The sequence below is a fragment of the Pseudomonas sp. Z8(2022) genome (assembly GCF_025837155.1).
GTDB lineage: Bacteria > Pseudomonadota > Gammaproteobacteria > Pseudomonadales > Pseudomonadaceae > Aquipseudomonas.
Genome location: NZ_CP107549.1, coordinates 445,550 through 456,703 on the forward strand (window position 1 = coordinate 445,550; position 11,154 = coordinate 456,703).

General features: G+C 63.3%; 12 protein-coding genes. 3 read left to right on the forward strand and 9 right to left on the reverse strand.

Annotation, left to right across the window (positions count from 1 at the left end; genetic code table 11):
* Position 1: 1 nt before the first annotated feature.
* From OEG79_RS02090 to OEG79_RS02100, 3 genes are read right to left on the reverse strand one after another with little or no spacing between them, the layout of a single operon-like run.
* Complete coding sequence (locus tag OEG79_RS02090) at positions 2-595, reverse strand: YggT family protein (protein ID WP_264147237.1); 594 nt, start codon at positions 593-595, stop codon at positions 2-4.
* Positions 596-605: 10 nt separating this feature from the next.
* Positions 606-1,424 (reverse strand): pyrroline-5-carboxylate reductase, encoded by an 819-nt coding sequence (gene proC, locus OEG79_RS02095; protein ID WP_264147238.1) that lies wholly within the window; start codon positions 1,422-1,424, stop codon positions 606-608.
* Positions 1,425-1,439: 15 nt separating this feature from the next.
* The gene (locus tag OEG79_RS02100) at positions 1,440-2,132 is read right to left on the reverse strand and encodes a YggS family pyridoxal phosphate-dependent enzyme (RefSeq protein WP_264147239.1); all 693 of its coding nucleotides are present in this window, start codon (positions 2,130-2,132) and stop codon (positions 1,440-1,442) included.
* Between the two features lie 75 nt (positions 2,133-2,207).
* Here OEG79_RS02100 and OEG79_RS02105 point away from each other — a divergent pair, with 75 nt between their 5' ends.
* Together OEG79_RS02105 and OEG79_RS02110 are read left to right on the forward strand one after the other, a co-directional pair.
* Complete coding sequence (locus OEG79_RS02105; protein ID WP_004373763.1) at positions 2,208-3,242, forward strand: type IV pilus twitching motility protein PilT; 1,035 nt, start codon at positions 2,208-2,210, stop codon at positions 3,240-3,242.
* 87 nt (positions 3,243-3,329) lie between these two features.
* Complete coding sequence (locus OEG79_RS02110; protein WP_264147240.1) at positions 3,330-4,475, forward strand: PilT/PilU family type 4a pilus ATPase; 1,146 nt, start codon at positions 3,330-3,332, stop codon at positions 4,473-4,475.
* A 32-nt stretch (positions 4,476-4,507) separates the two neighbouring features.
* Here the strand turns inward: OEG79_RS02110 and OEG79_RS02115 are convergent, their stop codons facing one another.
* Together OEG79_RS02115 and OEG79_RS02120 are read right to left on the reverse strand one after the other, a co-directional pair.
* Complete coding sequence (locus OEG79_RS02115) at positions 4,508-5,323, reverse strand: TIGR03915 family putative DNA repair protein (protein ID WP_264147241.1); 816 nt, start codon at positions 5,321-5,323, stop codon at positions 4,508-4,510.
* Positions 5,323-6,534 (reverse strand): putative DNA modification/repair radical SAM protein, encoded by a 1,212-nt coding sequence (locus tag OEG79_RS02120; protein ID WP_264147242.1) that lies wholly within the window; start codon positions 6,532-6,534, stop codon positions 5,323-5,325. Before OEG79_RS02120 ends, OEG79_RS02115 begins: the two co-directional genes overlap by 1 nt.
* Positions 6,535-6,682: 148 nt before the next feature.
* On the opposite strand from OEG79_RS02120, the gene OEG79_RS02125 reads away from it, so the two are divergent.
* A complete protein-coding gene (locus OEG79_RS02125; protein ID WP_264147243.1) occupies positions 6,683-7,081 on the forward strand; it encodes an NINE protein in 399 nt (132 codons plus the stop codon).
* Between the two features lie 104 nt (positions 7,082-7,185).
* Here the strand turns inward: OEG79_RS02125 and ntrC are convergent, their stop codons facing one another.
* The 4 genes from ntrC to OEG79_RS02145 form a co-directional block, all read right to left on the reverse strand.
* Positions 7,186-8,619 (reverse strand): nitrogen regulation protein NR(I), encoded by a 1,434-nt coding sequence (ntrC, locus tag OEG79_RS02130; protein ID WP_264147244.1) that lies wholly within the window; start codon positions 8,617-8,619, stop codon positions 7,186-7,188.
* Positions 8,616-9,704, reverse strand: coding sequence for a nitrogen regulation protein NR(II) (glnL, locus tag OEG79_RS02135; protein ID WP_264147245.1), 1,089 nt, complete (start codon positions 9,702-9,704; stop codon positions 8,616-8,618). The genes ntrC and glnL overlap by 4 nt, the downstream gene beginning before the upstream one ends.
* A 262-nt stretch (positions 9,705-9,966) precedes the next feature.
* A complete protein-coding gene (locus tag OEG79_RS02140; protein ID WP_264147246.1) occupies positions 9,967-10,584 on the reverse strand; it encodes a DUF4124 domain-containing protein in 618 nt (205 codons plus the stop codon).
* Between the two features lie 2 nt (positions 10,585-10,586).
* Positions 10,587-11,144 carry a DUF4124 domain-containing protein gene (locus OEG79_RS02145; RefSeq protein WP_264147247.1) on the reverse strand — a complete coding sequence of 186 codons (558 nt, stop codon included), beginning with the start codon at positions 11,142-11,144 and terminating at the stop codon, positions 10,587-10,589.
* Between the last annotated feature and the right edge of the window lie 10 nt (positions 11,145-11,154).

The following is an 11,154-nucleotide window of genomic DNA, read 5'->3' on the forward strand; positions in this document are numbered from 1 at the left end:
CTCAGAGGAAGGGGCTGAGCATCGGTGGCAGGCCGGTGGAGGCGGCCAGGGCGCCGATCACGAAGCGGTCGATCAGGTTGATGGTGATGAAGGCGAAGATCGGCGAGATATCCAGGCCGCCGAGGTTCGGCAGCAGCTTGCGAAATGGTGCCAGCAGCGGTTCGCAGATCTGGTTGACCAGTTGCGCGCCGGGGTTGTAGCTGCCCGGGGCGACCCAGGAGAGGATCACGCTGATGATCAGGGCGAAGAAAAATACCTTGAGGAACAGCGAGGTCACGCCGATTACCGACCATACCAGCAACTGCGGGATGAAACCGGCGACGTTGTAGCCAACCAGCGTCAGGGTCACGATCATCAGCAGCAGCTGTACCAGCAGGGCCAGGATCAGCGACGCCAGGTCCAGCCCGGCGAAGCCCGGGATGATGCGGCGCAGCGGTGTCAGCAGCGGCTGCGTGGCCTTGACGATGAACTGGCTCAGCGGGTTGTAGAAGTCGGCACGTACCAGTTGCAGGATGAAGCGCAGCAGCACGATCAGCAGGTACAGGCTGCCGAGGGTCTGGATGATGTAGATGAGGGCTTCGATGAGTCCGGACATGTGTGCTTCCTTATTGACCCAGTTGTTCGGCCAGTTCGGCCGAGCGATTGGCAGCGGCATCGAGTGCCTGTTGTACCAGCGCTTCGAAGCCGCCGGCCTGGAAGGTTTTTATCGCTGCTTCGGTGGTGCCGTTCGGTGAGGTCACACGGCGCCGCAGTTCGGCGGCGTCGACATCACTCTCGCTGGCCATGCGTGCCGCTCCGAGGGCGGTCTGGATGCTCAGCTGGGCTGCGGTTGCACGTGGCAGACCGAGCTGCTCGCCAGCCGCGGTCATGGCCTCGATCAGCAGGAAGAAGTAGGCCGGACCGCTGCCGGACACGGCGGTGACGGCATCGAGCTGGGCTTCTTCTTCCAGCCACAGGGCCAGGCCCACGGCACTCAGTACCTGCTCGGCCTGGGCTTTCTGCGCGGCACTGACGCGCGGGTTGGCGAACAGCCCGGAAACACCCTGGCGCAACAGCGCCGGCGTGTTGGGCATGCAGCGCACGATGGCGCGCTCGCCCAGCCACTTCTCCAGGCTGGCGCAGCTGATGCCGGCGGCGATGGAAACGATCACCTGACCGGCGGTGAGATGCGGCGCCAGATCCAGGCAAACCGCCTTCATCACCTGCGGCTTGACGGCCAGCACGATCAGATCGGCCCCTTCGATGGCCTCGACGTTATCGCTGAACAGGGCGATGCCATGCTGCTGGTTCAGTCGCCCACGTTGCTCGGCACCCGGCTCGCTGGCGCGAATGGCGTCGGCGGGTACGCCTTGGGCTCGCAGGCCCCCGATCAGGCTGGCTGCCATGTTGCCGGCGCCGACGAAGGCGATGGTCGGGTTGCTCATTGGAAGTTCCTTCATTCAGTGAGTGGGCTGGCCGTAATCACGGGCGCCGAACAGCGCAGTGCCGATGCGCACCCAGGTGGCACCTTCGGCAATGGCGGCTTCCAGATCATGACTCATGCCCATGGACAGGGTATCGAGATTCAGCGTCAGCTCATCGCGCAGTTGGCGCAGACGGGCGAAAGCGGCATGTTGCGCGGCGATATCGTCGGTGGGTTCGGGAATGGCCATCAGCCCGCGCAGGCGGAGGTTGGGCAGGGCGACGACGGCCTGGGCCAGCTCCGGCAATTCTTCGGGACAGCAGCCGGATTTGCTGTCCTCGCCGCTGACGTTGACCTGCAGGCAGATGTTCAGCGGCGGCAGATCCGCAGGGCGCTGATCGGACAGGCGTTGGGCGATTTTCAGGCGGTCCACGGAATGCACCCAGTCGAAATGCTCGGCGATGGGCCGGGTCTTGTTCGACTGAATGGGGCCGATGAAGTGCCAGATCAAGGGCAGGTCGGTCAGTTGGGCCTGCTTTTCCAGCGCTTCCTGCAGGTAGTTCTCGCCGAAATCGCGCAGGCCGGCGGCGTGCGCGTCCCGGATGGCTCCGGCCGGCTTGGTCTTGCTCACCGCCAGCAGGCCGATGTCGGCCAAATTGCGCTGTGAGGCTTGCGCCGCCTCACGGATACGCGCTCCGACCTTTGCAATATTCTCTGCTATCGTGGACATTACCTGCGCTCTATAAAGCCCGACCCCTAGAGGGTTTGCGGCATTCTACCTGCTTGCTTGTAATTGGGGAGTCCCATGGATATCACTGAGCTGCTCGCCTTCAGCGCCAAGCAAGGCGCGTCGGATTTGCACCTCTCGGCGGGGCTACCGCCGATGATCCGCGTCGATGGCGATGTGCGTCGCATCAACCTGCCACCGCTGGATCACAAGCAGGTACACGCGCTGATTTACGACATCATGAATGACAAGCAGCGCAAGGATTACGAGGAGTTCCTCGAAACCGACTTCTCCTTCGAAGTTCCGGGCGTGGCGCGCTTCCGGGTCAACGCATTCAACCAGAACCGTGGCGCCGGTGCGGTATTCCGTACCATTCCGTCCAAGGTGCTGACCATGGAAGACCTGGGCATGGGCGAGGTGTTCCGCAAGATCACCGACGTGCCGCGCGGCCTGGTGCTGGTTACCGGTCCTACCGGTTCGGGTAAGTCGACCACCCTGGCGGCGATGCTCGACTACCTCAACAGCAACAAGTACCACCACATCCTCACCATTGAAGACCCGATCGAATTCGTGCACGAGTCGAAGAAGTGTCTGGTCAACCAGCGTGAGGTGCACCGCGACACCCACGGCTTCTCCGAAGCCCTGCGCTCGGCCCTGCGTGAAGACCCGGACATCATCCTGGTGGGTGAGATGCGTGACCTGGAGACCATCCGCCTGGCGCTGACCGCCGCGGAAACCGGTCACCTGGTATTCGGCACCCTGCACACCACCTCCGCCGCCAAGACCATCGACCGGGTGGTCGACGTGTTCCCGGCCGAGGAGAAGTCCATGGTGCGTTCGATGCTGTCGGAATCCTTGCAGGCGGTAATCTCGCAGACCCTGCTGAAGAAGATCGGCGGCGGTCGTGTTGCCGCTCACGAGATCATGATCGGTACACCTGCGATTCGTAACCTGATCCGCGAGGACAAGGTCGCGCAGATGTATTCGGCGATCCAGACCGGTGGTGCGCTGGGCATGCAGACTCTGGATGCCTGCCTCAAGACCCTGGTATCCAAGGGACTGGTCAGCCGCGACAGCGCGCGCGAGAAGGCCAAGAGCCCGGAAAACTTCTAACAGCCGCAGCGACTGCGCCGCACGCCGCCAGTCGCCAGGCCCGCTCCGGGCCTTTATCGGGCGTGCAGATGATTGGCGAGACCGACAATGGAATTCGAAAAACTACTGCGCCTGATGGTCGAAAAAGGCGGCTCCGATCTGTTCATCACCGCTGGCGTACCGCCATCGATGAAGGTCAACGGCAAGATCATGCCCGTGACCAAGAACGCCATGTCGCCGGAGATGACCCGCGAAACCGTGCTGGGTGTGATGAACGAGGCGCAGCGCCGCGAGTTTGCCGAAAAGCACGAATGCAACTTCGCCATCAGCGCCCGCGGCGTCGGCCGTTTCCGTGTCAGCGCCTTCTATCAGCGCAACCTGGTGGGCATGGTACTGCGTCGCATCGAGACCAACATTCCCACCATCGATGATCTGAAACTGCCGGAAATTCTCAAGAAGTTGGCGTTGACCAAACGGGGTCTGGTGCTGTTCGTCGGTGCCACCGGTACCGGTAAATCGACCTCGCTGGCGGCGATGATCGGCTACCGCAACAAGCACAGCAGCGGTCATATCATCTCCATCGAAGACCCCATCGAATACATCCACCAGCACCAGAACTGCATCGTCACCCAGCGGGAAGTGGGCATCGACACCGAGTCGTTCGAGGTGGCGCTGAAGAACACCCTGCGTCAGGCGCCGGACGTAATCCTCATCGGTGAGGTGCGTACCCGCGAGACCATGGACCACGCCGTGGCCTTCGCCGAAACCGGCCACCTGTGCCTGGCCACCCTGCACGCCAACAACGCCAACCAAGCGCTGGACCGCATCATCAACTTCTTTCCGGCCGACCGGCAGAATCAGGTGTGGATGGACCTGTCGCTCAACCTCAAGGCCATCGTCGCCCAGCAACTGGTACCGACCCCGGATGGCAAGGGGCGCCGCGCGGTGATCGAGGTGCTGATCAACACCCCGTTGGCCGCCGACCTGATCCGCAAGGGCGAGGTGCACGAGCTCAAGGGCCTGATGAAACGCTCCACCGAGCAGGGCATGCAGACCTTCGACCAGGCTCTGTACAACCTCTACACCCAGGGCGAGATCACCTACGAAGACGCGCTGCTCTACGCCGACTCGGCCAACGACCTGCGCCTGATGATCAAGCTCGGTTCGGAAACCGATGGCGATCACCTCACCAGCATGGCCCAGGGCCTGTCGCTGGAAGTCAGCGAGGAAGATCCGGGGCGTCGTTTCCGCTGATGCCTGAAGGGGACGCGATGCGTCCCCTTGGTTTATCCGCCAATGCGTTTGCCCTTTCTGCCGGCCAGCACCCGTGCCTGGCCATCACGCTGCGCGCCGGCGCGCGCTTCGCTCATCAATTGTGGAATCAACGGTCCTTCCGGCAGGTTCTTCCAGAACCTCGGCGGCAGGTGCTGCTGCATTACCGTGCGGTTCAGCCGCGCCGGGTTGAAGGTGCTACCGTAATAGGCACGCCACAGCGCCTGGCCAGCATCGTCGGGGTGCTGTGCCCAACGCTGCCATTGCGGCGGGCAACAGCGTTCATGCCGCAGGTGCTGGCCGTCCCAGAACACGCCATCGCGCGGCGTTGCGATCAGCCAGCTGTGCCTGCCCAGGCGTTCGGCGAAATGACCGCTGGCAGAAGCGAGGATGTCGTGCGCCGGCTCGAACCAGGCGACGAAGTCCGGCGCGCCGGCATCCTTGCATGGTTGAAAGCGCACGAAAGCATGCAGGTGGTGCGCCTCGCGTCGCACCGCCTTGAGCCGGCGCTGCAGCTCGCTGCCGTCGGCATCGCCAGCCAAGACGGCGCTGCGCTCGCCCTGCACGAAGCGCCAGAGCACGCGGTAGAGCAGGCTCCAGCGCTCCTCGCCGCGGTATTGCGCGGCGCTTTCCAGCAGCTCGAGCAGTTCGGGCGAAACACGCAGTCGACCGCTGGGTTCAGGCGCGGGTTCGGCGGGTTCATCGAACAGGCCGGGTGCGGCCTCTTCGTCCAGCCACTGCAACTGATGGGGCGCAAGCCCCTGCAGCAAGGCGCGGCGTGCGGCCTGGCGCCAGGTGGCGAAGGTGCCGTCGAAACGCAGGCTGTGCATCACCACAGCGCCATCTGTGCCGGTGTATCGCGCAGCTGCTGGCGCAGCACCACGGACTCGTATTCGGCCCGCGGCGGCCGGTAGTCCTGGGTGACGATGAACGGCTTGGCCTTCTCCAGCACGCAGCGCAGGCGCGTCAGATCCTCGAAACGGATGCGCCGTTCACGCCTTAGTGCGCCCAGGCGCCGTGCGCTGAGCACGCCGATGCCGGGCACGCGGGCGATCAGCGACTCGTCGGCGCGGTTGAGGTCGACTGGAAACTGCCCGCGGTTGGCCAGCGCCCAGGCCAGCTTGGGGTCGATATCCAGGGCCAGGTTGCCGGGGCCGGCGAGCAGTTCGCCGGCGCTGAAGCCGTAGCCGCGCATGAGGAAGTCGGCCTGGTACAGGCGGTGTTCGCGCAGCAGGGGCGGCGCCTCGAACGGCACGCTCTTCGGGCTTTGCGGGATGGGGCTGAAGGCCGAGTAGTAGACGCGGCGCAGGCGGTAGTCCTGATACAGGCTCTGGGCGTTATGCAGGATGGTGCTGTCGTCGGTGGCGTCGGCGCCGATGATCATCTGCGTACTCTGGCCGGCCGGGGCAAAGCGCGGCGCGCGGCGCTCCTCCTTGGCCTCGCGCTCGCCGAGGTGGATGCTGTGCATCGCCTGGTGGATGCTGCCGACATTCTTTTCCGGAGCCAGGCGTACCAGGCTGGTCTCGGTGGGCAGTTCGATGTTGACGCTGAGGCGGTCGGCGTACAGACCGGCTTCGGCGATCAGCTCCGGGGCGGCATCGGGGATGGTCTTCAGATGGATGTAGCCGCGAAACTGATGCTCCTCGCGCAGCAGCCTGGCGACGCGGATCAGCTGTTCCATGGTGTAGTCGGCCGAGCGGATGATGCCGGAGCTGAGGAACAGCCCGCTGATGCAGTTGCGCTTGTAGAAATCCAGGGTCAGCGTCACCACTTCCTCGGGGGTAAAGCGCGCACGCGGCACGTCGCTGGAACGGCGGTTGATGCAATACTGGCAGTCGTACAGGCAGAAGTTGGTCAGCAGAACCTTCAGCAGGGCTACGCAGCGCCCGTCCGGCGTGTAGCTGTGGCATATGCCCATGCCGTTGGTCGAGCCGATGCCATCCTTGCCCCTCGAGCTGCGCTTCGGCGCGCCGCTGCTGGCGCAGGAGGCGTCGTACTTGGCGGCGTCGGCGAGAATGGTGAGTTTGTCGATCAGTTGCATGGCACGCGATATCGATACTGTATTTATATACAGTGTATGGGCACGGTGCAGCTATCAAGGCATTTGTTGTGTTGCACCCTTTCGGCGCTCATGAAACCTTATCCAGGCACGCAGCGTCTGAAGCTGCATCTCGCACAAGGAGTTCGTCATGCAACGACAGGATACGCACAGCAAGCTGATCGGCTACCTGCTGTGGATCTTCGGTTTTCTCGGTTCGCACCGCTTCTACTACGGCAAACCGGTAACCGGCACGATCTGGTTCTTCACTCTTGGTCTGCTGTTCATCGGCTGGATCATCGACCTGTTCCTGATCCCGTCCATGGATCGCGAGGCAGACCTGCGCTTCACCGCCGGTGACATCGATTACAACGTGGCGTGGATCCTGCTGACCTTCCTCGGCGTGTTCGGTGTGCACCGCATGTATCAGGGCAAGTGGATCACCGGGATCATCTACCTGCTTACCGGCGGCCTGTTTCTGGTGGGCGTGCTCTATGACTTCTGGACGCTGAATACGCAGATTTCGATCAGGAACGCCCAGCGCGGTTGATCCGCTGCTGCCTCGGTTGCGCGAGGTAGTTGCTGCGTTCAGATCAACGAGGGCAGAAAGAAGGGCATCCTGCGGGATGCCCTTTTTCGTTGCGGCTGACTGGCTCAATCGTCGCTGTCGTCGTCATCGCCACCATCGACGTTCATGCCCAGTTCCTTGATCTTGCGCGTCAGCGTGTTGCGGCCCCAGCCCAGTAGCAGGGCGGCGTCGCGACGGCGGCCGGCGGTGTGCTTGAGGGCGGTCTCGATCATGATGCGCTCGAAGGCCGGCACGGCGCTGTCGAGCAGATTGGACTGGCCACGCGCCAGGGCCTGATCGGCCCACAGACGCAACGCCTGCTCCCAGTTGGTGACCGGTGCGGCGTCCTGCGGCTGGGTCAGCAGCTCCGGCGGCAGGTCGTCGACATGCACCTCGCGACCGGAGGCCATGACGGTGATCCAGCGGCAGGTGTTCTCCAGCTGGCGCACGTTGCCTGGCCAGGGCAGGTGCTTGAGGTAATCCTCGGTTTCGCTCTTGAGCAGCTTCGGCTCCACTGCCAGTTCCTGCGCCGCGCGGGCGAGGAAGTGGTTGGCCAGGGTCGGAATGTCTTCGCGACGGTCGGCCAGACGTGGAATGTGGATGCGGATGACGTTGAGGCGGTGGAACAGGTCTTCGCGGAACTTGCCGGCCTGTACCAGGGTTTCCAGATTCTGGTGGGTGGCGGCGATGATGCGCACGTCCACCTTGACCGGGGTGTGGCCACCGACACGGTAGAACTCGCCATCGGCCAGCACGCGCAGCAGACGGGTCTGGGTATCGGCCGGCATATCGCCGATCTCGTCGAGAAACAGGGTGCCGCCATCGGCCTGCTCGAAGCGGCCGCGACGCTGGTTGGCGGCGCCGGTGAAGGCGCCTTTCTCGTGGCCGAACAGCTCGGACTCCATCAGATCCTTGGGGATCGCCGCCATGTTCAGGGCGATGAAGGGTGCCGCCGCGCGCGGGCTGTGACGGTGCAGGGCGTGCGCCACCAGCTCCTTGCCGGTGCCCGACTCGCCGTTGATCAGCACGGTGATATTGGAGTGGCTCAGACGGCCGATGGCGCGGAACACCTCCTGCATCGCCGGCGCTTCGCCGATGATCTCCGGCGTGCGGGCCTGCACAGTGGGTGCGGCCAGGCTCTGTTGTTCCTGGGCATGCTGGAAGGCGCGCTTGACCAGCGAGACTGCTTCGTCGACGTCGAACGGCTTGGGCAGGTATTCGAAGGCGCCGCCCTGGTAGCTGGCGACCGCGCTGTCCAGGTCGGAGTGTGCGGTCATGATGATCACCGGCAGGCGCGGATACAGCTCGCGGATGCGCGCCAGCAGGTCGAGACCGCTGGCACCGGGCATGCGGATGTCGGAGATGATCACGTCCGGCTGCTGGCGGGTCAGGCGGCTGAGGACACCGTCTGCACTGTCGAAACTCTGAGTGGTCATGCCTTCCTGCTGCAGGGCCTTTTCCAGGACCCAGCGGATGGAACGATCGTCATCGACAATCCAGACGGTTTCACTGCGGCTCATGGCGAGGGTGCTCCTTGTTCCAGCGGCAGGAAGATCGAGAATACGGTGTGGCCGGGATAGCTCTCGCACTCGATCAGCCCCTGGTGCTGACTGATGATGTTCTGGGTGATGGCCAGGCCCAGGCCGGTGCCGTCGGCACGCCCGCTGACCATGGGATAGAAGATGGTGTCCTGCAGCTCGGGCGGAATGCCGGGGCCGTTGTCGATGATCTCGACCTTGACCACCAGGCGGTGACGGGTATGGCCGATGGTGAACTGGCGCAGGGTACGGGTACGCAGCGTGATGCGGCCCAGGCCCATGTCGTTCTTCTGTCCCGCGATCGCCTGCATGGCGTTGCGCACAATGTTGAGTACGGCCTGGATCATCTGCTCGCGGTCGATCAACAGGTCGGGAATGCTCGGGTCGTAATCGCGCACCAGAGTGATGCCACCCTGACTTTCCGCTTCGATCAGATTGGCGACGCGCTCGAGCACTTCATGCACGTTGGTCATCGCCAGCGATGGCAACTTGTTCGAGCCAAGCATACGGTCGACCAGGTTACGCAGGCGGTCGGCCTCTTCGATGATGACGTTGGTGTAGTCCTTGAGATCCTCGTTGGGCAGCTCGCGCGAGAGCAGTTGCGCCGCGCCGCGAATGCCGCCGAGCGGATTCTTGATTTCGTGAGCCAGGCCGCGCACCAGCAGCTTGGTAGTCTCCTGCTTGGAAAGCTGCGCCTCCTCCTTGGTGATGCGCAGCAGGCGATCACGCGGGTGCACTTCCAGCAGCAGCAGGGTTTCGCCCATGCTGAACAGGGGCGTTACGGCGTAGTCCACGGTCAGCGTCTGGCCGGTGGCCGAAGTCAGCACGGCTTCACGCTTGTTGAACGGGTGCGCCTGTTCCACCGCCTGGCGCAGCGAGGACAGCGCCTCGGGGGATTCGGTGAACAGGTCGCTGATGAACTGGCCATGGCTGCGCTGGCCGCTGACGGCCAGAAGCATCTCCGCCGCCGGGTTCATGTACTCAAGGCATAACTGGCTGTTGAGCAGCAGGGTGGCGGTGGTCAGGTTGTCCAGTAGTAGTCGGTGCAGCGCGTCGTCGATGGTCATAGGCAGTGCGTTCCGGCGATGGGCAGGAAAATGCAAGAAGCAAACCAAAGCCCCGAAAAGACGCATATTTTGTCGCCGACGCTGGTCAATAGCGTCCTGTTGGTCGTCGTAAGCGACTTTATCGGTGGCTTTTGGCCATTTTCTGGTGCGATCTGCGGGTTTTCAGTCAGTCGCTGGCTTGAAGGGGTACAGAGGAGCGACCCAAAACAGGGAGAGCTTAGGAGGGAGAGTGCGAGATTGCACCATTAAGGTGCAATCTGTCTCAGAAGAAGGGCAGGATGCTGACGTCTTCCTTGGGTTTGTCCTTCAGTGGGCATTCCAGGCGGACACCGTAGTCGTCCTTCTTGCACGGGTTTATCTTGCGTTTCTGCGCCAATGTCATGCGGTGCATGTGGAAGGGCTGTGCAGGTGTGCGTTCGACGATCAGACCGGCAGAGTCGATGATTTCTGCCACTAATTGGTGCGTGCCGCGGTCGATGTGCTGCAGGGAGAACACCGGGCTGCGGCTGATCTCGCCCTGGGGTTCTCCGTCGAGCAGCAGACGGTAGCTATGGCCAGGCAGCAGGCCGGGTTCGCTGTTTAGGGTCACGATCATGTCGCCGGAACCGTGGTGGATCGAAGCGTCCGGTTCCGGCACCAGGATGCGCAGGACCTGGTAATGCACGGTTGGCTTGGTGACCGCAGGTGGCGGCGCCATGCGCACCGTGGAGGTGGGCTGTCTCAGCTCCACGTTGTTGGAGGGCGCGAGCATCACCCGTTCGGCGTTGCTGCTGCGCGGTTTGTCGGTGAATACCCGGTTACCTTCGGCGTCGATATAGGTGTAAACCTGGCCGAGAGCGACCGGGGCGACGAGCAGAAGCAGGAGTAACGGAAAACGCATGTTCACTTGGTGGGCTTCGGTGCTGGGCTGGGTGGCGCAGAGCGCGCCGGGCTGTTTACGCTGATGCGCTGCACGGTGAAGGTCTGCGTGGCGCTCTGCTGGATGATACGGTCGCCTGCCATCACGGCCACGGCCAGTGCATGTTCGCCACGGTCGATATTGGTCAGTTGCAGGCTGGGAACGTTGCTGGCCTGGCCGTAGGGCTCGCCATCGAGAATCAGGCGCAGTCGGTGGCCAGGTTGCAGGCGTGGCTGAATACTCACGCCGACGATGAAGGTGCCGTTGTTCACGCGCATGGCTTCATCGTCCGGAAGGCCGGTCAGGCTCAGTTCGGCGTAGGGCGCTTCGTTCTGCGCCTGGGTATCGTCGCTGGCCGCTGGAATGCTGGGTGTCTTCATCTCCACCGTATTGGTTGGCGGCAGTTCCACGCTTTCAGCAGCCGCGCCATCCGGCGGCTGGTTGGTGAATACCGTGTTGCCGTTGGCATCGGTGTATTTGTAGATCTGTGCACTGGCCGGCAGGGTCAGGGCAAGCAGCAGGCAGGCGAGTAACGGGCGCATGGGCCAATCC

What these genes read in the sequence shown, in the direction of transcription:
- OEG79_RS02090 (WP_264147237.1), bottom strand. Translation starts at nt 595, where the DNA reads ATGTCCGGACTCATCGAAGCCCTCATCTACATCATCCAGACCCTCGGC.
- proC (WP_264147238.1), bottom strand. Translation starts at nt 1,424, where the DNA reads ATGAGCAACCCGACCATCGCCTTCGTCGGCGCCGGCAACATGGCAGCC.
- OEG79_RS02100 (WP_264147239.1), bottom strand. Translation starts at nt 2,132, where the DNA reads ATGTCCACGATAGCAGAGAATATTGCAAAGGTCGGAGCGCGTATCCGT.
- OEG79_RS02105 (WP_004373763.1), top strand. Translation starts at nt 2,208, where the DNA reads ATGGATATCACTGAGCTGCTCGCCTTCAGCGCCAAGCAAGGCGCGTCG.
- OEG79_RS02110 (WP_264147240.1), top strand. Translation starts at nt 3,330, where the DNA reads ATGGAATTCGAAAAACTACTGCGCCTGATGGTCGAAAAAGGCGGCTCC.
- OEG79_RS02115 (WP_264147241.1), bottom strand. Translation starts at nt 5,323, where the DNA reads ATGCACAGCCTGCGTTTCGACGGCACCTTCGCCACCTGGCGCCAGGCC.
- OEG79_RS02120 (WP_264147242.1), bottom strand. Translation starts at nt 6,534, where the DNA reads ATGCAACTGATCGACAAACTCACCATTCTCGCCGACGCCGCCAAGTAC.
- OEG79_RS02125 (WP_264147243.1), top strand. Translation starts at nt 6,683, where the DNA reads ATGCAACGACAGGATACGCACAGCAAGCTGATCGGCTACCTGCTGTGG.
- ntrC (WP_264147244.1), bottom strand. Translation starts at nt 8,619, where the DNA reads ATGAGCCGCAGTGAAACCGTCTGGATTGTCGATGACGATCGTTCCATC.
- glnL (WP_264147245.1), bottom strand. Translation starts at nt 9,704, where the DNA reads ATGACCATCGACGACGCGCTGCACCGACTACTACTGGACAACCTGACC.
- OEG79_RS02140 (WP_264147246.1), bottom strand. Translation starts at nt 10,584, where the DNA reads ATGCGTTTTCCGTTACTCCTGCTTCTGCTCGTCGCCCCGGTCGCTCTC.
- OEG79_RS02145 (WP_264147247.1), bottom strand. Translation starts at nt 11,144, where the DNA reads ATGCGCCCGTTACTCGCCTGCCTGCTGCTTGCCCTGACCCTGCCGGCC.